Source organism: Maricaulis sp. (assembly GCF_030149425.1).
Lineage (GTDB): Bacteria > Pseudomonadota > Alphaproteobacteria > Caulobacterales > Maricaulaceae > Maricaulis.
Map to the genome: position 1 here is coordinate 18,629 of NZ_JASBRQ010000052.1, position 23,243 is coordinate 41,871.

The window sequence follows — 23,243 nt, forward strand, 5'->3', positions numbered from 1 at the left end:
CGAAGCGATAACGAATAATGCTTTGATGTCGCGATGTTATCAGAAACACCGGTGGCGGATTTGCTACGGGATCGGCTCTGTCAATGAGAGGACTTGAGGCTACCAATCCTCAATCTTCAATCCAATGGAACGGCTAGTCGCCTAGATCGTCTCACCCAGGGACGAGACCGGCGTCTTGACCAGGCCAAGCTCCGGCGGCACGCCCTTGCCGCTGGCTTCCATCGGCAGGTGGCAAGCCACCTTGGTGCCCTTGCCCGGCTCTGATTGCAGCTCGACCCAACCGCCATGCAGCTGGGCGATCTCTTTCACCAGGGCGAGCCCCAGGCCGGCGCCGCCGCGCTCACCGCGAGCAAAACGGTCAAACACCTTGGCCTGTTGGTCCGGCGCAATACCTTCACCATCATCGGACACCCAGAGCGTCACTTCATCGCCCTGGGCGCGGGCGCCGATGGTGACATTGCCGCCCGGCTCGACATGGCGCAGCGCGTTGGACAAGAGGTTCATCGTCACCTGTTTCAGGCGATTGCGATCAGCCCGCAGCAAGCCGAGCGGACCGTCGATCTCAACATCGAGCTTGATCGAATTATGGTCGGCGCGGGCGGCCAGGAGTTCCGCGCTCTCGCGAGCGACGCTTTCAATATCGACATCGCCGAGATCGAGCTCAAGCTGGCCCGCATCAATCGCCGCGACATCGAGAATATCATCGATCAGCTTGGCGAGATGCTCCGAGGCCGCCTGTATCGCCGCCATTGGCTCTTTCTGGCGATCGGTCAGCTCGCCGGCAAAGCCATGGGCCAGCATGTCGGCATAACCGCCAATCGTCGTCAGCGGCGTGCGCAGCTGATAGCTCACATGCTCGACGAATTCGGTCTTGATGCGCTCGGAGGCTTCAAGCGCCTCGGCCCGTTCGCGCAGGGCTTCTTCAATGCGGCGGCTATCGGTGACATCATCCCAGCAGATCAGCGTCGCGCCATCGGGCAGCGGCCGGGTCAGATAGGTCAGCACGCGTTCATCGGAGCGGTGCATTTCACCGGTCACCTGCTTACGCGCCTGCGGGCTCGGATCGGTGACGCGGCCCTTGATGTCATTCCAGATGCGGTCATCGGCGAACAGGCCGGCACAGGTTTCCGCCACCGTGTCGAAATCAGGTTGACCATCGAGCTCATCCGGCTCGAAACCCCAGAGCTCTTCAAAAGCATTGTTATTGAGCTGCAACCGGCCATTGGCGCCAAACACGGCCACCGCCTCGTGCAGCTTGTCCAAGGTCGCCCGCTGCACATTGATCAGCGTATTATAGCGCGCCTTCAAGGACAGCTCGTCCGTCTTGTCCTCGAAGATCAGCATCAGGCCGCCGAGCGGGTGACGCTGGCGGGCGATACGCAGGGTCCGGCCATCAGGCAGCGGCCAGAGCTCGTCCGGCGTCTCGTCATTCGGCGAGGCGTCATAATAGGCCAGCTCATCGGCCTTCCACTGGGCGAAATCGGCCTGTTCCGGGAGCAAGCGCTTTTCCCGCATGCGGTCGAGCAACTGGGCATGACCCGGGCGTTCGGTGAGCCAGGCATCATCAAGCTTGAACAAGGCCTTGAAGGCCTTGTTGTGGAAGCTCAAGCGCTTGGATCGGTCGAACACGACCACGGCTTCGGCCATATGATGCAGGGTTTCATCATGGGCGCGGCGGAAGCGCTTGAGGTCGGCCTTGGCTTCCTCGCTCGCCGTCTGGTCGATGGCGATTCCGGCAGCGCCGCCGGAAACCGGGAAGATGAGAAATTCCATCGCCCGGCGGCGACCATTGATGACAACAATCCGCGTCTCACTGACCGGCTTGGACTCCTGGATGGCCTTGGCGGCCTGGTCCTTCATGCCATTATCGAGCAGAAGCTGTTCGCCCAGCACCTCGTCCAGGCCCTTGCGGTCAATGGCGGCGACATAAATCTGGTTGGCCCATTCAATACGGCCGGAGGCATTGGTCCGCCAGGCCGGGAATGGCGCTCGGCCGAGCATGTCGAGGAAAGCGACCGGATCCTGGCTGACCAGGCGGCGGGCTTCTTCGATACGGCCGCGGGCACCGGATTCTTCCAGGCCGCGAATGGTGGAATCAGACAGCCAGACCACCAGCTGCGTTCCAGCCGCACGGCCATCGACTTCCAGGAAGCGCCCGCTCGGCCCGATAATCGTCAGCGAGAAGGGCCGGCCCTGTTGCATCAGGTCCTGGAAGCGCTTGCGCAATGTGGTTTCGTCACCGCTGGAGGAGCGGGCTTCGTAATCGGCGAGACCTTCCATGAGAATGCCGGCCGGATCGGGACCATCCGTCGCCTCGGCAAAACGCAAAAGCGAAGCGAGCGCCACAGAAGACCCGAAGATCTTCGGCTGGCCCCAGCCCGTCGCAGTTTCCTCAAACGGCGGCTCGTCCCAAACCAGGACAAGTCCGGGGTGAGCCCCGAAAATACTGTCGGCCCGGGCGATACGATCTTCCAGATCGTTGAGCTTGCGGCGCCACACAGCCTGCGCGGCACGCGCGCCTGCTGTCTTGCGAAACGCCCAAATCCCGACCACGAGCGCGAACGCCATGGCGCCGAATGTGACAATCATTGTCGCAAACTGGAAAGTCTGTCCGGTCATCTAATCCGCCCTACACGAAGACCGGCCCCACCAAAAAATACGGGCCCTCGCGAATCACCATGATAGCGATGCGCCGAGTCGCGGGCGATGCTTGCGCCCGCAAAAATCTAAATAAGTTATTTTCCTAGCCGCCCGAGAAAGCGGCAATTACCCGGTTTTTCCACAACCGGTTGAGCGAAAAAACAGAGTCGGCTCAAGGCTTTGAATCGCCGCCGGCGAGACGGGAGCGGGCCTGCACGAAGCTGTGGAAACTTCCTAATGAAAGGTTAACGGCGGCGCTAGCGGATACGGACTTCGCCGGCGCGGAACTCGAACATGACGACACAGTTCTGCAACCGGTCAACACCGCTAAGCGGTTGAAATTGCCAGTCAGAAACAGCCTGACGGGCAACCCGGTTGAAGCCGCCCCCGGGAACCGAACGGGCAATACGGATATTCTCCACCTCACCGGGTTGGGCGACATCAAAGCGCACCACGACCCAGCCCTGACGGCCCCGCACATATTCACGCGCCGGATAGCGCGGCAGGTCAGCACTCACGGCAGCAAGGGTTGAGCCGCGGCAGTCTTCCGGGCCGATCAGGCGCTCGACATTAGGGGGTACCGGGTAATCGCCGGTCGGCATGAAAGGCCGGTCGCGGACATCACCCTCAACGCCGGGTACCGGCAGGTCGGGCAGGTCCGGCAAATCCACCTCCGGCAGGCTGGCACAGGCCGACACGCACAAAGTCAAAGACAGCAATAATGCCCGCATACCGCGATTTCCCGTAAGCTTACACAACCACATGCGCACTCAAACCGCCCAAAGTCCGGCCTCGGAAGGGAAAAAAACCCTAAAGCGCGATTAAGAACTTCCCTGTTCGGCGTCGGGACTTGTATGATCCCTGACAGTGGGAAGCTATCGCAACGGCACGTTCTCTGCACGTAACGAGCGATAGGTTATTGAGGGTGTATAGTAAATGTCACTGCTGCCGACTGCCCATGCCGGGCAAACCTACGGCTCGCGCCGCGTCGATTTCTTTACAGTCTCGGGTCAGGTTTCAGCGTCCGATGCCCATATTGGCCGCATCACCGACACCGATGGCATGGATCATGATGTGAAGCTGGCGGAACAGACCAGCGCCTTGGCACCCGGTGACAGCGCGACCATTCTGCGGATCCAGTCCGGCCCCAATCGCCGCTCCCGTCCGGTCGCCATCATCAACCATTCGCGCGGTGTATGGATGCGCGCAGCTTCCGAGGCCACCTCGGTCCTGGCCCGCTCAGGTGTGACGCGGACCTTCAACTGGTGGCTTTCAATTGTTTTCCTGACCTTGGTGGCCATGGCCTCGGTCTGGCCGCTGCTGCACACCTTCCTGACCGAGATCAACCGCTCGATGATGGCGAGCATTCCCAGTTTCGATCTCTATGCCGACCTCGCAGCCCAATTCCCGGGCCTGGCCGGCTGGCGACTGGAAAGCGGTTTGTCGACCGGGTTGAATGACGCCTTGTCGAGCCTCGGCTTTGTGCCGATGAACCTGTTGACCGAGATCGGCGTGTTCAGCCTGGCCGGGCTGATGGCCTTGGTCAGCTTCTCGGCCCGCTCCTGGCGCCTGATCTATGTCCCCGCCCTGGCGGTCGTCGCCGTGCTCGCCGGTGCGATTTTCGGCGGCGCGGAGGCCACTTTGGCCATTATCGGCGCATCGATCGCGCTGTTCATGCTGGGCGGTTTCATCAACCGTGTGCGCGATAGCGGCCGCCTCAACAGCCGCGTCGAACAGCTCGCCGAACACGTCTTGCGCAACCCGCCGGTGGAGGAAGTGCGCACCGCTCCGGCCATGGCCGCTGTCACCGCTGCCGGCGCCGCGATGGCAATGTCGCAGCCGGAGACCAGCGCCAGCAGTGCTGTGGCCGAAACTCCGGCCGGTCCGGTGGGAGAGCCCGTCATGGAGCCGGCCCCGGAAGCCGCTCCGGTTGAAGCGGCAGCCGCTGAGCCCGTCGCGCTTGAAGCCAGCGCCGAAATCGCCCCGAGCGAGGACGCCGAAACCGAGGCCGAGCCGGCCGCCGAAGCCGAGCCGGTCGAAACGGCTGATGAAGTCGACGCGCAACCGGTCGAAGCCGCCGCCACGGACGAGCCCGAAGATGATCTCCCGTCGATGGAAGCGGTCGCCGCAGCGGCTGCACTGAGCCAGCAGGAACAGGCCCAGTCCGAAGGATCTGACGCGGTCGAGACCGTCAGCGAAACGGTCGAAACCCAGGCCGAAACCGTGGAACTGGAAGACGACCGCACCTTGCCGGTGGCACCGCCGCCGCCCATGCCGACGGCCGTAGAGCCTGAAGCCACGGAGCCGCAAAGCCCTGAGGCGACGGACGCACCAGCTGCAGAGGCCGACACCACGCAAAGCGAGCAGCCTGAACCCGCCGAAGCGCCGGTCATGGAAGCGGCACCGGTCGAGGTCGAAGCTGAGGCTGAACCGGCGATGCAGGCCGATGCTGAAGAGGCCGCGCCGGAAACAGCGACCGGGGCCGAGCTTGGCGCACCGATTGACGATCCGATGATCGATGATGCTGGTGATCCGATGATGGATGATGCTGGAGCGTCAGACTTTGCACCGGGTGCACCGGAGGTCGAACTGGAAGATGAGCCTCAGTCCTAGCACTGAGGCCATTTCCGCCTCGCCGCTTTAATCGGTCTCGTAAAAACCGGCTTCGACGAGGCCGGCCAGGGCGTCAATCGCTTCCTCGGCCTGGCTGCCATCGCTGCGGATCTCGATCTCGCTGCCCTTGCTGGCTGCCAGCATCAGCAATTCCATAATGCTGTCGGCATTGACCGTCTCACCGTCACGGCTGACATGGATGGTGGCATCAAAGCCCTGGGCCATTTCGACGAATTTGGCAGCCGCACGGGCGTGAAGGCCGCGGGCATTGCAGACAGTGACACGGCGTTCGGCTGAATTCACTTACCGGCTCCTTCAAGCACGGTGGAGGCAATGGCGATATAGCGCTTGCCGGCATCAACACCCATCGCCGCCAGCTCGTCGAGCGATGAACGCGAGCGGGCTTCAGCCAGCTTGATCAGCATCGGCAGATTGACCCCAGCGATCACCTCGACCTTGCCCGGCTCGAGCAGGGAGATGGCAAGATTGGACGGGGTGCCGCCGAACATGTCCGTAAGGATGAGCACGCCCTCACCGCGATCCGCATCGGCGATCGACTGGCGGATATCGGCCCGGCGCTTTTCCAGATCATCATCAGGACCGATACAGACAGCCAGGAACGCATCCATCGGCCCCACCACATGCTCTGTGGCGGCGACGAATTCATCGGCCAGACGGCCGTGGCTGACAATGACGACTCCGATCATGACGTCTATGTAAACGCGGCTTTCGCTCCGGGGGAAAGCCTTTTTGCAACTGCGAGGGTGCGAAGTTCAGTCGCGGGCCGGGGCGAGGCCTATTCCGCCGGTGCCGCGGGCAGGTCGACGGTGAAGCGTGCACCGCGGACACTGCCATCCTCATTGAGCCGGTTCACTGCGTAGATCTGGCCGCCATGGGCCTTGACGATCTGGCGCGAGATTGCAAGGCCGAGCCCGGAATGGGCCCCGAAAGCCGCCCCCTTGGGACGTTCGGTGTAGAAGCGCTCGAAAATTGTCTCGAGATTTTCTTCCGGAATGCCCGGCCCCTGATCATCGACCGTGACAACCAGAGAGCTGCCGCCATCGCGATGTCCGCGGCGGGCGGAGATGGTGATGGTGCTGCCGGCCGGCGAGAAGGTCAGGGCATTGTCGACCAGGTTGCGGAAGACCTGCCCCAGCGGCACTTCGCGCCCCAGCACACGGCCATTGCGGACCTTGTTGACGAAGTCGAGGCGAACCTCCGACTGGGCTTCATTATAGGTCTCGCTCAGCTCGCCGAGGAGACCGGTGAGATCGAACGGCCCGATATCCTCACGCGCCAGTTCCGCATCAACCCGCGAGGCGCGGGAGATATCAGTGATCAACCGGTCCAGCCGCCCGACATCGGCCGCGATCACCTTGAGCAGCCGGTCACGGCGGACCTCATCCTTGGCCAGGGGCAGAACTTCCGCCGCCGAGCGAATGGAGGTGAGCGGGTTTTTCAGTTCATGGGCGACATCGGCGGCGAAGCGTTCAATCGCATCGAGCCGGTCGTAAAGCGCCTCGGTCATCTCCGAAAGCGAGACGCCGAGCTCGCCGATCTCGTCGCGCCGGGCGCGCAGATCAGGCATTTTCACCCGCCGCCCGCCGGCCCGCCGCGCTTCCTGCGCAACCCGCGCCAGGCGCCGGATCGGCCGCGCGATGAACACCGTCAAGGACAGCGAGGACACGCCGGTGACCAGGGCGGCAATGAGGATAAAGGGCACCAGGGCCCGTCGCTCGGCCTGGATCAGGGTATCAAGATCATAGCTTTCAATGGTCACGACCCCGATCACCGCACGCACCGGCTGGATCGGAATGGAAACAGACACCACGCGGCTGCCCGCCTCGTCATAACGCACACCGGCAACGCGCTCGCCCTGGATGACCTGCTGCACTTCCTCGGTCAGGTCCCGGTTCAGCGCGGCGCGTTCCTCGGCGGTCGACAGGACGCTGGAGAAGCCGTCCAGAATCCGGGTCGGCAGGGTCCGGGCCGCTTGGGCGAGACCGGCCCGCTCCTCGCCCGGGGGCGGCAGGTCGACGGTTTCAAACACATCCGCCAGCAAATGGCTGTCGGCAACGATATCGCCACCCTTGTCGAACAAAAGAACGCGGGATTCTTCCGGCACATAGAGCTGGCGCAGTAGCGCGCGCGCATCGGCATTATTCATCGCCGGGGTTGGCGAGGTGACCGATGCCCCTTCAGCCAGGACATTGGCGATCAACTCGCCCTGCACACGCAGGCTTTCAATCTTGGCATTGACCAGGCCGCGCCGCGTTTCCGTCAGCGCCATCATGCCGACGACGAGCACGCCCAGGGCGATAAAATTGGCGAACAGGATCAGCTGCGCCAGACGTGAGGAGGCGCTCGGCCGGATGCCCCGGACCAGAGCGACCAGCCGCCGCCACAAACGCACTACGGGCGCAAACGCGCCCGCAGGGGCCGGATCAGTCCTCTTTGTATCGGTATCCAACGCCATAGAGCGTCTCGATCGAGTCGAAAGTCTTGTCGACTTCGCGGAATTTCTTGCGGATGCGCTTGATATGGCTGTCGATGGTGCGGTCGTCGACATAGACCTGATCATCATAGGCCGCGTCCATCAGGTTATCGCGGCTTTTGACATAGCCCGGGCGCGTCGCCAGAGCCTGAAGGATCAGGAATTCGGTGACGGTGAGCCGGACCGGTTCGCCATTCCAGGAACAGGCATGGCGATTGGGATCCAGCAGCAGCTTGCCGCGCTCGAGCGGCTTGCTGTCACCGGGCTCAAGCCCGGCCGGCGCGGCGATATCGCCCTGCGCACCGGCACGGCGCAAAACCGCCTTGACCCGCTCACCCAGGAGACGCTGGGAGAAGGGCTTGGCGATATAATCGTCAGCCCCGAGATTGAGCCCCAGCGCTTCGTCGAACTCATCATCCTTGGAGGTCAGGAAAATGACCGGCAGGTTGGAGGACTGGCGCAGGCGGCGCAGCAATTCCAACCCGTCCATGCGCGGCATTTTGATGTCGAAAATACCCAGATCCGGCGGGTCTTCCGTCAATGCCGTCAGGGCCGAAGCGCCATCATTATAGGTCCGCACATTATAGCCCTCACCCTCGAGGAAAATGGAGACCGATGTGATGATGTTCTCGTCGTCGTCGACAAGCGCGATGGTAGCCATGCCTTCTCCGAAATCTGTCCCGAATTAAGTTGCTCCAAATCACCCGATCGGAAAAACCCAGAGCCGACGCGGGCTTGCTGCCCGGTTCGCGTTTCACCATAGACATCTCTGCCCGCACACGCCAAGCGCTTCGCAACAGCTTGGCCATGGTTAGTAAGGTTTTAAACGAATTCGGCAAGAATGAGGTGGCGCGAGAGGATCAGCTGCCATGGCCGAAGACGTTCATTACGAAGTCTTTCTCAAGAAGAACGAGAAATCCGGCTGGGCCCTGCACGGGGCCTGCAAGGAGCGTGATGAATCGATCAAGGTCGCGCACACTTTGCTGTCCCAGTACAAGTCCGGCTCGGTCCGCGTCACCAAGGAACGCTTCAATAATGGCGAGCGCACCTTCCGGTCAGTCCCGATTTTCGAAGGCGGGGCCGAAGCCTTTGGTCAGATCAAGGACAAGACCGGCGATGCCGGCCTGCCCTGTTTCGCCCCCGATGATCTGTCGAAAGGCCATGCCCGCGACACCATCCGCCGCTCACTGACAGGCTGGTTCGAGCGTCAGCAAGCGCTTCCCATGGAGCTTTTGCATAGCGCCGACCTGGTGGAAAAGCTCGAAGCCTCCGGTACCGAGCTGCAGCACGCCGTGCAGAAAGTCGCCGTCGCCAGCGCCCAGGACAACGCCGCCAATGTCCAGACCGTGGTCAAACAGCTCAATGACCTGGTGCAGATGAGTCTGAACCGGATCTACAAGGATGCGCGCGAGGACCGGCTGCAGACCTATCCCAAGGGCAAGGATTTCGCCGAAGTGGCCGGCGCCATCCACCAGAATGATGCGCGCGGATATGCCTTGCGCGCCGCCATGACCGACCGGCTCAAAACAGCCAAGAAATACGGTGACAAGCTCGACCTCCTGCTGGAAATGGCTGACACCCTGCCGACCGATGAGGCGGCACGGGAATTTGCCCATGACGAAGTCGACGCCTTCCTGACCGACCTGATCGGCTTTGACGCCGGCCGCGATGCGCTGCTGGGCAAATGCAATGACCTCGGCGAGACGGTGATCCGGCTGACCTGCCTTTATGATGGCGATCATGGTGCGGAAGCGCTCGGCATGGCCCCGCGCGCCGCCAAGCGGATGGCGCAGAAGATCGGCGATGGCGATCTCGGCGAATGCCGCACCGCCATTGCCCAGGTTTTGCTGAAAGAGCTGGAAAAACCCAAGCGTCTGCGGCCGTCCTCGATCCGCGAAGAAATCCGCCTGGCCCGCGATCTGGCACAAAAACTGGTCATGTCGGCTGATGCAGCCCTGCCGGTCGACCGCCTGATCAAGGCGTTCACCTCGCGCTCCTCCCGCCTGCTACAGCCCGAGGCGATCGATGAATTGCTGCGCTATGCGCGCGACCCGAACGAGGAGATCGATCTCCTTCTGGGGCTGGAGGAGAATCTCGTCGGCGAAGGCAATAAGTCCAAGCTGGCGGGCTATGTCCGCTCAACGCTGGGCGCCAACAAGACGGAAACCCATTTCGTGCGCGGTCCGGGCAAGCCGCTCGAGGCCCTGTCCCAGCTCACCGCACACCAGGCCCGCGTTCTGCGCGGCACCTATCCCGAACGTGACAAGACTGAACTGGCCGCGGCGCTGGATCAGCTGGGGCTGAAAATCCTTGATACCACCAATATTCTCTGTGCCGTCGAGAAAGGCCCCCGACCAGCCCTCGACCGGGCCCAGGCGCTATTGAAACTGGCCCAGGCCGGTGCCCTGCCCAAGGGTGAATGCCTGCGCGATGCCCAGGCCCGCGCCGTCAGGCTGATCAAGTCGGAAATGGGTCTGAAAGAGGCCCAGAGCCCGGATGGCCGCCCGAAAGTGCAGCAAATCCAGCAGCTCATGGCCCAGATCAATACCGCAGCCTGACCAAAGCGTCACTTGCCCGTCTTTCTGGTCGCGGGCAATCTCTCCCGCCTCAAACAGGGGGAGATTTCATCCATGCTTCGTTTTCTGACCGGCCTTGCGGCCCTGACACTCCTGGCCGCACCGGCTGCAATGGCCGATGATGAGGCCGATATCATTGCCGCCATGGATGAGGTCTATGCCGTCATCTCCGGCCCGGTCGGTGAAGCACGTGATTTCGACCATATGCGCACCCTGTTCCTGCCCAACGCCTCGATGGGCGCGGTTGGCCCGGGCCCGGACGGCAATGGCCGCGGCCGTGTCATCACGCTGGAAGACTATATCGAGCGCAATGGTTCCTGGCTCTCGGACAATGGTTTCACCGAGACCGCAACCCGCAACCAGGTCGAGGTCTTCGGCGAGATCGCCTATCTGCGCTCGGCCTATGAGGGCTATAACGGCGCCACCGGTGAGCTGATCCTGACCGGGGTGAATTTCGTGACCTTCTTCAAGATTGAAGGCGAGTGGAAAGTCGCCTCCCTGCTCTGGCGCCAGCAGTCGGATGACTGGCCGGTCGAAGCCGCATTCGACTAGGCCATGGCATACCGGCTTGCCCAAATCCGGCAAGTCACGTCATCTATGGGTCATTCCGGCCCGCCTGATGCGGGCCCCAGCAGGACCGGCGGACGGCGGGCATGACCACAACACGCGTTCTCCTCGATGACGATCTGTCGATCGCAACGCGCTTCATCAGTCCGACGCTGAGCGTGTTCAACGCCCGCGACGGCGTTTTCACCCCGGTTGAGCGGCTCAAGGCGGAAGGCGTCACGCATTTCGCGTATGCCTGCCGGGATGAGCGCTATGGCGATCTAGTCCGCTCCGCAGCGGGTTTCGAGCACGAAGATGCCGGTGAGGCGGATCAGGGATTGTCGAGCACGGGTCTGGAAGCCGGGCGGATCATCGACACGCTCGACCAGCGCATCGGCTCCGATGTCGAGCTGATGGGCCGCACTGGCCAGCTCGACGGTTTTGTCAGCGATGCGCCGGCGATCATCGGAGCGGACAGCGCCTTCAAGCGCCACCCCTCCGCCGTGATCGAGCCGGGCTGTATCATCAACACCGAAAACGGACCGGTCGTGATCGATGCCAATGCCCGTATTGCCCGCATGAGCTATATCGCCGGGCCTGCCTATATCGGTCCGGATGCGCGCATCGACAGCGCCCATCTCTCCAGCACTGTGATCGGCCGTCATGGACGCCTGGGCGGCGAAGTGGAAGCTTCCATCTTCAACGACTTCTCCAACAAGCATCATGAGGGCTTTGTCGGCCATTCACTGATTGGCCAATGGGTCAATCTCGGGGCCCTGACGACAACCTCGGACCTGAAGAATAATTACGGCGAGGTGCGGCTCACTGCACCGGCGCACGGGGCCGCTCATGATGTGCCGGTCGCCTATGATACCGGTACGATCAAGTTCGGCTCGGTGATCTCCGAATTCGTCAAGACCGGCATCGGCACGCTGCTGTCGACCGGCTCGGTCATCGATCTCGGCGCCAATCTGTTCGAAGCGCCGGAGGGCAAATATGTACCGGCCTTCGTCTGGGGGTCCGCGCGGGCGCCGCGTTACCGGCTGGACCGCTTCCTCGGCGATGCTGAAACCATTGCCGCGCGGCGCAAGCAGACGCTGAGCGCGGCCCGGTTGGCCGTGCTTCGCCATCTCTACACCCAGGCTACAGCCTGATGACCTCCCAACGCCTGCCCTTCAAGGCCATCCTGTTCGACATGGATGGTGTGCTGGTGGACAGCAATCCGGCCATCGAAGCGAGCTGGCAGCTCTGGGCGGGCAAGCATGGCCTCGATTTCGCCGAGGTGAAGGCGCGCATTCATGGCCGCAAGGCGGTCGAGGTCGTGCGCCACTTCCTGCCCGGGGCGGATATCGAGGCGGTCTGGGCCGAGCTGATCGAACAGGAAATGGCCAGCGCCCATCTGACCATCCCGATCCCCGGCATCGCCACAATCCTGTCGGCATTGCAGCGGGAAGAATGGGCCGTGGTGACCTCGGCTCCACTGGAATTGGCGCAGGCCCGCATGACAGCCGCCGGCCATCCGCAACCCGTCGCCTGGGTCACCGCCCGCGATGTCGAGCGCGGCAAGCCGGCACCGGACGGATTTCTCATGGGGGCGGAAAAGCTGGGCGTGGCCCCGGCCGATTGCCTGGTCATCGAGGACGCCGGCCCCGGCATCGCGGCAGCCCGGGCAGCGGGCATGCGGGCGATCTATATCCATGCACAGAGCGAGACGCCGGCCGGCACCACGGCGCACATCACCGGGCATGACCAGCTGAGCATTGAGCGCGATGCGTCCGGTGCCGCCACGCTCCGCGTCGCGATCAGGTGAATTCCAGGCGTTCCTGGGAGAAGAAGAAGAGCGACTGGATCGACTTGTCCTCAATACCGCTTTCGGAGTTGAGCAGGCGCTTCATGGAATCCTTGCGGCTATCGAGCGCGGCATCGAAGTCGGCATTGATCTTGGCTTCGGTTCCGCTCTTGGTCAGCGCACTTTTGAGCGCGGAATAAAACTCGAAATCGCCGGCCAGGAAGAGGCTCTCATAGAGGATTTTCGAGGCGATTTTCTGATGGATATCGCCATAGCCCAGCTGGGTGCGCATTTTCTCTTCCGTCTTGACGACGAAATCGACTTCCTCGCGGAAATTGGTCGACCGCAGGATGTAATGCTTCACCTCGAGCATTTCCTCGTCGATCTCGGCGATGCGCGCCGGATCAAACCCGTCGCGGAAAACCACGACGATATCGACATCAGAGCCCTGCACCATCTTGCCCAGCTCGGCGTTTTCGCGCGGCTCGTTATGGGCGAGGTAATAGGCGATATCGCCGGCGACGAAACAGACGCCATTGGCCAGTACATCGCGGCGGGCTGACTGGCTCAGCGCCATCAGCGTCTGACGGGCGACTTTCAGCTTGTAGACCGAAATCTCGCGATGCTGGTTGGAGAGCTGGATCTGGCGCTCGATCACCTGCTCGCGCTGGTGCGGCAGGGAGATCAGGGTGAAGGTCAGGAAATCGCGCAGGATGGACGGGCTCAGGCGGATATAATCCTCCCGCGTCACATCAAAGCGCAGATAATAGCGGGCGAAGTGCGAGATCTGCAGGAAGCCCGAGCCGAAACAGGCCCGCCAGACATCCAGATAGGCCGCCCCGTCGAGGGCTGCCATGAGTTCACGGCCTAGCAACGGCCCGCGTGCATTGACCGCGTCGATGATGCGCGATTCCAGATCGATCTTCACCGTGTCATTCCCCGCTCAAAAGCAACGGGGCGGACCTTGCGGTCCGCCCCGGCGCTTGATGATCAATCCATCAGCTTTTGCATCAGGAAGGCGTAGAGCATCGCATCGCGACGGGCGAGCTCTTCCAGATTGGCCGCAGCGGAGTGACCGCCTTCGATGTTCTCGTAATAGAGATAATCATGGCCGAGATCGGACAGCAGATGCGCCATCTTGCGGGCATGGCCCGGGTGGACGCGATCGTCCTTGGTCGAGGTGTAGAGATAGATCTCCGGATACTCACCATTGGCATCGACATTGTGATACGGCGAGATCGAGCGCAGGAAAGCGCCCTCGTCCGGATCTTCCGGATTACCGTATTCACCCATCCAGGACGCGCCGGCCAGCAGCGTGTGATATCGCAGCATGTCGAGCAGCGGCACGGCGGAGATAACCGCGTTCCACAGATCCGGGCGCTGGGTGTACATCACACCCGTCAGCAGGCCGCCATTGGAACCGCCATAGACGGCCGTCCGGCGCGGGCTGGTCAGACCATTATCGTGCATGTCCTCGGCGACCGCGATGAGGTCGTCATAGATGCGCTGGCGATCCATTTTCAGACCGGCCTGGTGCCAGGACGGGCCGAACTCGCCACCGCCGCGGATATTGGCAACCACATAGGCGCCGCCATTTTCCAGCCAGAGCTGGCCACGGCTGCCGGAATAGCTCGGGCGGATGGAGACCTCGAACCCGCCATAAGCGTAGAGCAGGGTCGGGGTGGAACCATCCATCACCGTGTCTTCACGGCGCACGACGAAATACGGGATCATGGTGCCGTCGGTCGACTCAGCTTCCAGCTGCTCGACGACCAGCCCTTCGGCGTTGAAACGCTCCGGGATGGACTTGATCGGGTTCACCGTCATGTCCGCCGCATTGATCATGTACAGCGTATCCGGCGTCAGGAAGCCTTCGGCATTCATGAAAGCGATGTCCTCGCCGGAATTGGTCGAACCCAGACCGATGGTCAGGTTCTCCGGCACCGGAAGGCTTTCCGAGGTCCATTCGCCATCCGCGAACTGGAAGGCCTCGATACCGCCCACGACATTCTCGTCGATCGCCACCATCAGGGCCGAGCGGGTCGCCCCGATACCGCCAAGCGACTGGCGCTCGCGCGGAATGTAAACCGTGTGCACGTCCGGCAGTTCACCGGCGGCAGCAAAGGCCGCCATCTCGAAGGACAAGAGAGCACCGGACGGATAGGTCTCGCCCCCCTCAACCGGGGTCCAGTCTTCCTGCAGGGTGAAAACGAGCTGGCCCTGATACATTTCCTGGATCGAGGATTTCGGCGGCAGCGGCAGCTGCATGGCCTCGCCCTCATTGGGCAGATACCACCAGGTCGTGTCGTAGAATGTGTCCGCTTCCGAGGCCATCATGTAGACGGTGCCGTCGCTGTCTTCGACGCGGAAGGAGAACAGGCCGACATCCTCGCGATCGCCGCGCACAGCCTCGGTGGCGTCAGACAGCTCGGTGCCGCGGGCCCAGCGATAGGCCACGGACGGGTATCCGCTATCAGTGGTGTCCGCCTCGCTGGTCGCAAGACCGACCATGAGCGTGTCGGCATCGATCCAGCTCACACCGCCCTTGGATTCCGGGGTGACAAAACCACCTTCGACGAAAGCGCGCTCGGAGACCGAGAATTCACGGCGTACGGCGGCGTCGGATCCCCCGTCGGACAGCGTGATCATGCAGCGGTCATAGGCCGGGGCGAGGCAGTTGGCGCCGCGCCAGACCCAGTTTGAGCCCTCCGCATCGGACAGCGTGTCGAGATCGAGGATGACATCCCATTCCGGTTCGTCGGTGAGATAGCTTTCCAGCGTCGTGCGGCGCCACAAACCATGGGTATTGGTCGCGTCCTGCCAGAAATTCCAGACATAGCCGCCCTGGAAGGCCCCATAGGGGATGCGGTCCTCGCTCTGGTAGACCGCAAGCGCCTGGTCAAACAGGCCCTGATAGCGCGCATCGCCCTGCAGGCGTTCGAACGTGCGGGCGTTCTCGCCCTCGGCCCAGGCGATGGCTTCCTCGCCCTCGACCTCTTCCAGCCACAGACGCGGATCATTGTTCGGATCGATCTCGACGATCTGGCGCTCGCCGCCGCTATCGGCTGTGCCTGCCTCCACTGGTGCATCCTCTTGCTGGGTCGCCGGATTACAGGCCGCAAGCGCAAGCATGCTGACACCGGCAATCGAGGCCTTGGTCACGTTAGACATTCATGTCTCCCCTTAACTCTGCGGCGCGCAGTTAAGACCGAGCCATGCTGGACGTAAAGCCGTCTAAGCGCTATCGGAGCGCCATGAAGGCAAGACGCATGAATGGCGCGGGCAACCGCTTTATCCTGGCAGACGTCCGCGGGCGTGCCGGACGGGTCTCTCCGGCGGCGGACCAGGTTCGCCGCTGGGCGGGTGAATTCCAGTTTGATCAACTACTTGTGCTGGAAGACGCGGATGGCGCCGACGCCTTTATGCGGATCTGGAATGCCGATGGCGACGAGGTCGGCGCCTGCGGCAATGGTACGCGGGCCGCAGCCCAGGCCATGATGCAGGATGACGCGCTCGACCGGGTGGCAATCGGAACTGTGGGCGGCTTGCTGCATGCCGACACCGCTGGCAATGGCCAGATCCGCGTCGATATGGGCGAGCCGCGGCTGAACTGGCAGAACATTCCGCTGGCGCGCGAGATGGACACGGTTCAGCTCGATTTTGCCGCCGAGGCCGGCGGCGTGCGGGTGGAAAACCCCGGCGCGGTCAATATGGGCAATCCCCACGCCGTCTTCTTCGTGCGCGATGTGGAGAGCCTGCCGCTGGCCGCCATCGGGCGCGAGATCGAAATGGATCCGGTCTTCCCCGAGCGGGTCAATGCCAGCTTCGCCCAGATTTTCGACGCCAGCCATATCCGCCTGCGGGTCTGGGAGCGCGGCGCGGGCATCACCGCCGCCTGCGGTACTGCCGCCTGCGCCACCCTCGTTGCTGCGCACCGCCGCGGCCTCGCCGCACGCTCCGCCTCTATCATGGCCGATGGCGGCGAGTTGCATGTGGAATGGCGCGAGCGCGATAACCACGTCGTCCTGACCGGCCCCGTCGAAGACGAGGGCGAGGTCGATATCCAACTCTAACCTTTGGGGCAGAGCCATGAGCGAAGCGATCTGGACCGTTTATCTTTCCGGCGAAATTCACACCGACTGGCGCGAACGGATCATCGACGCCGTCGATCGCATGGACCTGCCGGTGGAGTTTGTCGGCCCGGTCACCGTGCATGCCGATAGCGATGATTGCGGCGCGGTGATCCTCGGCGAGGAAGATCAGCCTTTCTGGCGCGACCATAAGGGCGCCAAGCTCAACGCTATTCGCACCCGTACCCTGATGGAGCGGGCCGATATCGCGGTGGTCCGCTTCGGCGACAAGTACAAGCAGTGGAATGCCGCCTTCGATGCCGGCTTCGCGGCCGCGCTCGGGACGCCGTTGATCACCCTGCACGATGAAAACCTGACCCATGCCCTGAAAGAGGTTGATGGAGCAGCCCTGGCCGTCGCGCGCGAGCCGGAACAGGTGGCGGAAATCCTTGCCTACGTTATCGACGGTACGTTGAACCGCTAGCGCGGCTTTCCCCTCACTGCCGAGTTCATTGTCGCCAAGCGTCATTGTCTCATATTATCCCCGCGAGGGCCGCGATTTCGTCGCGGTTGGGGATCAGCATCCGGGTCAGACCCAAGGGCAAGATGATGCGCCAATTCTTTCTTAGCGCCGCGCTGGCGGCCGGCCTGGCCGTACCGGCCCTGGCCCAGGACGACGCTCCTGTCGTAACCCAGCAAACCGTGTCGATGGAACTATTCGGCCTGGCTAATCAGGCCCTGCAAGCCGGTGATTTCGAAGCCGCCAAACGCGCCCTGGAAGCCGTGCGCGATCTCAAGCCGGGCCATCCGGCTGTGCTCAACGGCCTGGTCACCGTCGCCCGGCGGGCCGAGCATCCGGAAGATGCGCTGACTGCGCTGGAAGCCATGGATGCCGCCGGGCTGACCTATGACCTCACCCGTGTCGAGGCCTGGCTCAGCGAAGCAGACCCGGACCGTTTCGCCGCCGTGCGCGCGGCCCTCGCAGCCAATGGCGAACCCGTCGGCCGCGCCGAGCGGGCAGCGGTGATTGATCGCCCGGGCGCGCTGATTGAGGGCGTGGCCGTCGATATCGAGACCGACCGGATTTTCCTGTCCTCCGTGGCCGAGCGCGAAATCCTTTTGCTTGAACCCTTTGCCCCCAATGACCCGATTGTTTTCGCCGACCGGGAAGACGGTTTGTGGTCGGTCTTCGGGATCGCCGTTGATGACCGCACGCGCATGGTCTGGGCCGCCTCCGGCGTGGTGCCGCAGACCCCTATGGAAGACGGCGAGGCGGAGGGCACCGCCCTGTTCGCCTTTGATCTGATGACCGGCGATCTTTATCGCCGCTATGAGATCGACGGTGCGGTCCGCATGGCCGACTTCGTTGTCCGCGATGGCATGGTCTATGTCGCCGACGCCGGGGCGCCGCGCATCTATGTGCTCAACTCCATTTCAGGTGAGCTGGAACTCCTGGTCGAGGATCCGCGCTTCGTCAGCCTGCAGGGCCTCGCCCTGACCCGCGGCGCACTCTATGCGGCGGATTATTCCACCGGCCTCTGGCGCATTGATCTGGGAGACCGCTCGGTCTCCCTGGTCCGTCCCGGCGATGCGTCGCTGATCGGTATTGATGGCCTGCTCAACACCCGGGATGGCCGCATCGTCGCCGTCCGCAACGGCGCAGCACCCCATCAGATGATGGCCATCGATCTTGATCGCGAGGGCCGCGAGGTGGAGAGCACTGAAGTGTTGCTGCGCGGGCATGCGGACATGACCGGCGGTACCGAGCCGACCCTGGTGGATCTGGCGGATGGCCGGGCCTGGCTGGTTGCCAATGCGGCCTGGCCGCTCTTCCCCGAGGATGGCAGCGTGCCCGAATCGGAACGCCCCTACACTGTCATCCTGGAAATGGATCTTCCGTAAACGACGCCCTCAGATTCCATTCATCCATTTCTCATAATCTTGATGGTCTCCACCGCGCGAGCAAAGGAGGCGATGATGATGGAGACTGACAGGGATTTCGCCGCACAGCTGAGCGGCCACCGGCTGACTACAGCAGAAGTGCTGTACTACATGCCGGACCATCCGAGCCTTATTCAGAGCTTTCTCTGGCAAACCCAGGACCTTGCGCCGCGATATCCGCGATTGATCAGATTTCTCGATTTCTGGCGCGCCGAAATCGATGCCGTGATCCACACCGTGCGCATCGCCCATCGCGGACTGATCGGGCCGGCCGAGTGGAGCCGGGCGGATATCGAGCTGCGCCTGAACTAGAATTCGATCATCTGGATCAGATTGCCACAGGTGTCATCAAAGACGGCGAGGGTGACCTCGCCCGCCTTGACCGGCGCCTGGGTGAAGCTCACGCCGGCCGCTTTAAGGCGTTCATACTCGGACTGGATGTCATCAACGCTGAAGGCCGTCCAGGGAATACCGTCTGCCTTGAGCGCGACCTGCATCTGCCGGGCGGCGGGGTGCTGATTGGGCTCGAGGCCGAGCTCGACACCCTCGGGTTCCTCCGGCGAGACAAGGGTCAGCCAGTTAAACTCGCCCATCGGGATATCGTGTTTGATCACAAAGCCCAGCGTGCCGGTATAAAACTCTCGCGCCCGGGCCTGATCCTCAACCATCACGCTCTTGATGTACATTTTCATGGCTCACCCCTCCTGTCTGCTCGCAGCATGCACTCGCGATCATGACGGCGAGTGTGAGCGTTTTCAATTTACTCCAGGACAAATCACTCAGGCGGAGGGCTACTCGCCGCGCATGCGCAGGATTCCCGCCCCGCACGCCTGCTGGATCACCGGCTCGGCGGCGACGAGGCGGCGCGTCACCGAGGACAGGCTGGTCGGATTGGCGCCGCGGGCGCGCAGGCGCTCGGCGCGCTGCTCACTGCTCAGTTGCGGATCGGCCGCGATCACGACGACAGCCAGCTCTTCGGCGGTAAAACGGGAATGGGCTTCGCGGGAAACGCAATGACAGGAGTCATGCTCGCCACCGCGGGCCAGACAGGTGGCGAAAATCTCGTCCCCACCCGGGTCATCGACATGCGCGGGCAGGGCTGCATAGGCCATTGCCACCACGGCGCTGATCATCGACATGACGCCAAACCTTTCCCCTAAACAAATACCATCCTAGGGCTTTCGCGGCTTTTTCGCCACTTAGCCCTTTCCTCGGCGCCCGGGGCGGGCATAATTATTTATGCGAGGACGCTAAGCGGTGGAGTTAGAGATGAAACGATCTCTCCTGATCCTGTTGACCATGACTGTGCTGGCCGCCTGTACCAGCATGCCGACCCCATACCAGCCGGCCGTCGGCTCACGCTGGGGCTATGAAGAGAACCAGATTGAGAGCAATCGCTTCCGGGTATCCTTCGGCGGCAATTCCATCACCGAGCGCGAAACGGTGGAAACCTATCTCATCTACCGCGCCGCAGAACTGACGGTGGAACAGGGCTTTGACCATTTCGAAGTGGTCGAACGCAATGTCGACAGCGAAACCCGCTATATCGGCGGCGACCCCTATGATGCGCGCTATCGCGGCTTCTACGTGCACTACAGCTATTACCATCCGCGCTGGGGCTGGCGGGGCTGGTACGACCCGTTCTGGGATGATGTGCATACCCGTGAGATCACCCGTTTCGAGGCCAGCGCCGAAATCGTCATGGGCAATGGCCCCAAGCCCGACCATCCGCGCGCCTTTGATGCCCGCGACGTCATGGCCAACCTCGCCGACGAGATCATTCTGCCCACACCTGAGTAAGGGCAAGACGAGAACCAGACAGGAGGCCGGGGTTACGCCCCGGCCTTTTGTTTTTGCGCCCGTCTAAACCGGACTGCAGCACCCGGCCGACTGCCGGCTTGACTCCAATCCGTCCATTTCTTAGCGTTCGCTAATTAGCGCTTGCTAAGGAGCATCCATGACCGATGGCCGGACCCGCATTCTCGACGCCTCGCTGGCGCTCTTTACCGAGCGCAGTTTCGACGCCGTCTCGATCCGGGATATCGGTGAACGGGCCGGACTGACCAATCCGGCGCTGTATCAGCACTTCCGCGGCAAGCAGGCGCTGGGCGAGGCGCTCTACATGGCCTGCTATGCCCGGCTGATCGACGCCATGGAAGCCGAGCTCAATGCGGCGGCCTCACCGTTGGAGAATATGGCGAGCTATGTCCGCGCCTCGGTCAAACTTCATGGCCAACGCCCCAGCCCGCTGCCTTTCCTTGAGGACCATCAGCGGCTGTTCGGCAAGCTGGCCGTCGAGCACTATGGCGACCGGGCGATCTCGAAAAGACTGGCAAGCTGGGCCCGCGCGGGCCAGCAGGACGGCTCGATCCGAAGCGATATCCCGGTCAGCTTCATTGTCGGACTGACCATCGGACAGCTGACCAAGTGGATCATGCTGTCACAGATGGACCTCGCCCCGCACGACGATGCGGCGGAACACCTCATCACCCTGATGCGCGCGGCCATTGGCACGCGCTGACCCTGCCTGAACGGAGTATTGCGTATGAATTCCTGGCCCCTGCTCGCCCTGTCCGGCGCTCTGTCCACTGGCCTGGCCGCCTGTGGCCAGGCGGCGGCCCAAGACCGGCTGCAAACCGCGGCCGATGCCCTTGCCGCCAATACAGCGGTCCCGGCCGCGGCGGTGATCCGGGCCGAATGCGGCACCGTGAGCACGGCCATCGCCGGCTATACCCGGCTCGACGGGCTCACACCGGCTGGCGCGGACAGCCGCTTCAATCTAGGCTCCAACGCCAAGTCCATGCTGGCGACCGTCGCCGCCATGCTGGTTGAAAGTGGACACATCGGCTGGGACACCAGCGTGCAGGCTTCCGGCGCCTTCCCGGAACTGACTGCGGACAACCCCAATGGCGCCATCACCCTGCGCGAGCTGTTCAGCCATACCGGCGGCGTTGCCACCTATCATACCGGTACGGCGCTGAATGCGGTTGAGGTGACCGGCCCGCAGGACAGCCATCATCGCCAGTTTGCGCTGCAGGCCCTGCTCGAGGACCCGGCCGGCGTGCGCGGCGCCTATGCCTATTCCAATGCCGGTCCGGTCATCGCGGCGGTTATGCTCGAACATGTTTCGCAACGCAGCTGGCTGGACCTGGTGCAGCAAGACCTCCTGCAGGGCTGGGATCTGGAGGCCGGGCTGGGCGAGCCGCGGCCCGTCGGCGCGTCGCAACCGGTCGGCCATTATCAAGGTCCAGAAGGGCTTACCGCCTATGACGAGGTCGAGCCGGAAATCGCGCCCTTCCTGCAGCCATCCGGCTATATCGCCATCACGCCGGAGAGTTATGGCCACTATCTCAGCCACCATGTCTGCGGCCTGCAGGGGCAGGATGCCCCCGGGCTGAGCGCGGAGAGTTTTGTGACCTTGCACACCACGGTGCACGGCACGCCTTCGGCTCTGGGGTGGGCGCGCCAGGAGGTTCAGGGCGAGCTGCAATCCTTCCACATCGGCTCGACCGGCGCTTACTACGCCTTCGCCCTGTTGAATGATCAGCGTGCCGTCGCCGTCCTGGTCAATTCCGGCAGCCCGGACGCAGCGGCAGCAGCCCAGGCAACCCTGCTCGAGCTCGGCACCGAAGCCCGCCCCGACTGGGGCAATTAAGGCAAAACAAAACCCCGGAAGCGGCCTTCCGGGGTTTTGCATTTAAAGCGTTGCCGGCCCTTATTTCGGGGGCATGCGGGCGCCGGCGTCGAGGCGGACGCACTCGGCGTTCATGTAGTCATTGGTGACCATGAAGGCGACCAGGTCGGCGTATTCCGCCGGGGTACCGAAACGGGTCGGGAATTGCAGGTGCGAGGCCAGGGAGATTTTCACTTCCGGCGGCATCTGCTGGTAGATCGGCGTCTCGAAGAAGCCCGGCAGGATGGTGTTGACGCGAATCTGTTCCTTGGCGAGATCGCGGGCCATCGGCAGGGTCATGCCGTAAATGCCACCCTTGGAAGCGGAATAGGACACCTGGCCGATCTGGCCGTCCTGGGCGGCCACGGAGGCCGTGTGGACAATGATGCCGCGGCCGCTATCGCCGATCGGGTCGAGGCTCATCATGCCCGCCGCCGACTTGGCCGCGCACATGAAAGAACCGATCAGATTGATGGCGATGACGCGGTTGAAGCGCTCCATCGAGTGGGCGGAAATCTCACCGGAAGAGGACGAGCGACGTGCCGTTTTCTCCGCCGCACCGACGCCGGCACAATTGATCAGGATGCGTTCCTGGCCATTCGCCGCGCGGGCCTTTTCGAAACCGGCATCGACGCTGGCTTCGTCCGCCACATTGACCTGGCAGAAAACGCCGCCGATCTCGCCGGCAACCGCTTCGCCGCGCTCGGCATTCATGTCGAAAATGGCGACCTTGGCGCCATCGGCCGCGAGACGGCGGGCTGTACCTTCGCCGAGACCGGATGCACCGCCCGTAACGACCGCGGAGATGGAATTGTCGAGTTTCATTGGTTCTCCCCTGGATTGATAACCGTATGCCCAGCGACATAGCCTGAGACGGGAGAAAAGAAAACGCGCCGCCTGA

General features: G+C 62.8%; 23 protein-coding genes. 12 read left to right on the forward strand and 11 right to left on the reverse strand.

Annotation, left to right across the window (positions count from 1 at the left end; all coding sequences use genetic code 11):
* Positions 1–141: 141 nt before the first annotated feature.
* Together Q1V57_RS08565 and Q1V57_RS08570 are read right to left on the reverse strand one after the other, a co-directional pair.
* Positions 142–2,619 (reverse strand): PAS domain-containing sensor histidine kinase, encoded by a 2,478-nt coding sequence (locus Q1V57_RS08565; RefSeq protein WP_300529659.1) that lies wholly within the window; start codon positions 2,617–2,619, stop codon positions 142–144.
* A gap of 278 nt (positions 2,620–2,897) precedes the next feature.
* Positions 2,898–3,371, reverse strand: coding sequence for an energy transducer TonB (locus tag Q1V57_RS08570; RefSeq protein ID WP_300529660.1), 474 nt, complete (start codon positions 3,369–3,371; stop codon positions 2,898–2,900).
* Positions 3,372–3,576: 205 nt separating this feature from the next.
* Here Q1V57_RS08570 and Q1V57_RS08575 point away from each other — a divergent pair, with 205 nt between their 5' ends.
* Positions 3,577–5,253 carry a hypothetical protein gene (locus tag Q1V57_RS08575; protein ID WP_300529662.1) on the forward strand — a complete coding sequence of 559 codons (1,677 nt, stop codon included), beginning with the start codon at positions 3,577–3,579 and terminating at the stop codon, positions 5,251–5,253.
* Between the two features lie 27 nt (positions 5,254–5,280).
* Here Q1V57_RS08575 and Q1V57_RS08580 read toward each other — a convergent pair whose 3' ends face one another.
* The 4 genes from Q1V57_RS08580 to Q1V57_RS08595 all read right to left on the reverse strand — a co-directional run bounded on the left by Q1V57_RS08580 (position 5,281) and on the right by Q1V57_RS08595 (position 8,408).
* Positions 5,281–5,556 (reverse strand): HPr family phosphocarrier protein, encoded by a 276-nt coding sequence (locus tag Q1V57_RS08580; RefSeq protein ID WP_300529663.1) that lies wholly within the window; start codon positions 5,554–5,556, stop codon positions 5,281–5,283.
* Positions 5,553–5,960: a PTS sugar transporter subunit IIA gene (locus Q1V57_RS08585; RefSeq protein ID WP_300529665.1), complete on the reverse strand. Its 408-nt coding sequence runs from the start codon at positions 5,958–5,960 to the stop codon at positions 5,553–5,555. Before Q1V57_RS08585 ends, Q1V57_RS08580 begins: the two co-directional genes overlap by 4 nt.
* 89 nt (positions 5,961–6,049) lie before the next feature.
* Positions 6,050–7,666, reverse strand: coding sequence for a stimulus-sensing domain-containing protein (locus tag Q1V57_RS08590; RefSeq protein WP_300529666.1), 1,617 nt, complete (start codon positions 7,664–7,666; stop codon positions 6,050–6,052).
* A 31-nt stretch (positions 7,667–7,697) separates the two neighbouring features.
* On the reverse strand, positions 7,698–8,408 hold the full coding sequence (locus Q1V57_RS08595; protein WP_300529667.1) for a response regulator transcription factor: 711 nt from the start codon (positions 8,406–8,408) through the stop codon (positions 7,698–7,700).
* Positions 8,409–8,616: 208 nt separating this feature from the next.
* On the opposite strand from Q1V57_RS08595, the gene Q1V57_RS08600 reads away from it, so the two are divergent.
* The 4 genes from Q1V57_RS08600 (at position 8,617) to Q1V57_RS08615 (ending at position 12,679) form a co-directional block, all read left to right on the forward strand.
* Positions 8,617–10,305: a hypothetical protein gene (locus Q1V57_RS08600; RefSeq protein WP_300529669.1), complete on the forward strand. Its 1,689-nt coding sequence runs from the start codon at positions 8,617–8,619 to the stop codon at positions 10,303–10,305.
* A gap of 72 nt (positions 10,306–10,377) precedes the next feature.
* Entirely contained in the window at positions 10,378–10,875 is a 498-nt protein-coding gene (locus Q1V57_RS08605; RefSeq protein WP_300529671.1) for a hypothetical protein, read from the forward strand.
* 101 nt (positions 10,876–10,976) lie between these two features.
* On the forward strand, positions 10,977–12,023 hold the full coding sequence (locus tag Q1V57_RS08610) for a hypothetical protein (protein ID WP_300529673.1): 1,047 nt from the start codon (positions 10,977–10,979) through the stop codon (positions 12,021–12,023).
* Entirely contained in the window at positions 12,023–12,679 is a 657-nt protein-coding gene (locus tag Q1V57_RS08615) for an HAD-IA family hydrolase (RefSeq protein WP_300529675.1), read from the forward strand. Before Q1V57_RS08610 ends, Q1V57_RS08615 begins: the two co-directional genes overlap by 1 nt.
* Here Q1V57_RS08615 and Q1V57_RS08620 read toward each other — a convergent pair.
* The gene (locus Q1V57_RS08620; RefSeq protein ID WP_300529676.1) at positions 12,672–13,586 is read right to left on the reverse strand and encodes a hypothetical protein; all 915 of its coding nucleotides are present in this window, start codon (positions 13,584–13,586) and stop codon (positions 12,672–12,674) included. The genes Q1V57_RS08615 and Q1V57_RS08620 overlap by 8 nt on opposite strands.
* A gap of 62 nt (positions 13,587–13,648) precedes the next feature.
* Entirely contained in the window at positions 13,649–15,829 is a 2,181-nt protein-coding gene (locus tag Q1V57_RS08625; RefSeq protein WP_300529678.1) for a prolyl oligopeptidase family serine peptidase, read from the reverse strand.
* A gap of 44 nt (positions 15,830–15,873) precedes the next feature.
* Here Q1V57_RS08625 and dapF point away from each other — a divergent pair, with 44 nt between their 5' ends.
* From dapF to Q1V57_RS08645, 4 genes are all read left to right on the forward strand, one after another.
* Positions 15,874–16,731, forward strand: a complete 858-nt coding sequence (gene dapF / locus Q1V57_RS08630) for a diaminopimelate epimerase (RefSeq protein ID WP_300529679.1) — start codon at positions 15,874–15,876, stop codon at positions 16,729–16,731.
* Between the two features lie 16 nt (positions 16,732–16,747).
* Positions 16,748–17,212: a YtoQ family protein gene (locus tag Q1V57_RS08635; protein ID WP_300529681.1), complete on the forward strand. Its 465-nt coding sequence runs from the start codon at positions 16,748–16,750 to the stop codon at positions 17,210–17,212.
* Positions 17,213–17,337: 125 nt separating this feature from the next.
* Positions 17,338–18,630 carry a tetratricopeptide repeat protein gene (locus Q1V57_RS08640; RefSeq protein WP_300529683.1) on the forward strand — a complete coding sequence of 431 codons (1,293 nt, stop codon included), beginning with the start codon at positions 17,338–17,340 and terminating at the stop codon, positions 18,628–18,630.
* A gap of 75 nt (positions 18,631–18,705) precedes the next feature.
* A complete protein-coding gene (locus Q1V57_RS08645) occupies positions 18,706–18,981 on the forward strand; it encodes a Usg family protein (RefSeq protein ID WP_300529685.1) in 276 nt (91 codons plus the stop codon).
* Here Q1V57_RS08645 and Q1V57_RS08650 read toward each other — a convergent pair.
* Both Q1V57_RS08650 and Q1V57_RS08655 read right to left on the reverse strand, forming a co-directional pair.
* Positions 18,978–19,361: a VOC family protein gene (locus tag Q1V57_RS08650; RefSeq protein ID WP_300529686.1), complete on the reverse strand. Its 384-nt coding sequence runs from the start codon at positions 19,359–19,361 to the stop codon at positions 18,978–18,980. The genes Q1V57_RS08645 and Q1V57_RS08650 overlap by 4 nt on opposite strands.
* 99 nt (positions 19,362–19,460) lie before the next feature.
* Complete coding sequence (locus Q1V57_RS08655; RefSeq protein ID WP_300529688.1) at positions 19,461–19,808, reverse strand: hypothetical protein; 348 nt, start codon at positions 19,806–19,808, stop codon at positions 19,461–19,463.
* Positions 19,809–19,938: 130 nt separating this feature from the next.
* On the opposite strand from Q1V57_RS08655, the gene Q1V57_RS08660 reads away from it, so the two are divergent.
* From Q1V57_RS08660 to Q1V57_RS08670, 3 genes are all read left to right on the forward strand, one after another.
* The gene (locus Q1V57_RS08660; protein ID WP_300529690.1) at positions 19,939–20,469 is read left to right on the forward strand and encodes a hypothetical protein; all 531 of its coding nucleotides are present in this window, start codon (positions 19,939–19,941) and stop codon (positions 20,467–20,469) included.
* Positions 20,470–20,626: 157 nt separating this feature from the next.
* Positions 20,627–21,190 (forward strand): TetR/AcrR family transcriptional regulator, encoded by a 564-nt coding sequence (locus Q1V57_RS08665; RefSeq protein WP_300529692.1) that lies wholly within the window; start codon positions 20,627–20,629, stop codon positions 21,188–21,190.
* A gap of 24 nt (positions 21,191–21,214) precedes the next feature.
* A complete protein-coding gene (locus Q1V57_RS08670; RefSeq protein ID WP_300529693.1) occupies positions 21,215–22,324 on the forward strand; it encodes a serine hydrolase domain-containing protein in 1,110 nt (369 codons plus the stop codon).
* A gap of 60 nt (positions 22,325–22,384) precedes the next feature.
* Here the strand turns inward: Q1V57_RS08670 and Q1V57_RS08675 are convergent, their stop codons facing one another.
* Complete coding sequence (locus Q1V57_RS08675; protein ID WP_300529695.1) at positions 22,385–23,167, reverse strand: SDR family NAD(P)-dependent oxidoreductase; 783 nt, start codon at positions 23,165–23,167, stop codon at positions 22,385–22,387.
* Positions 23,168–23,243 lie beyond the last annotated feature (76 nt).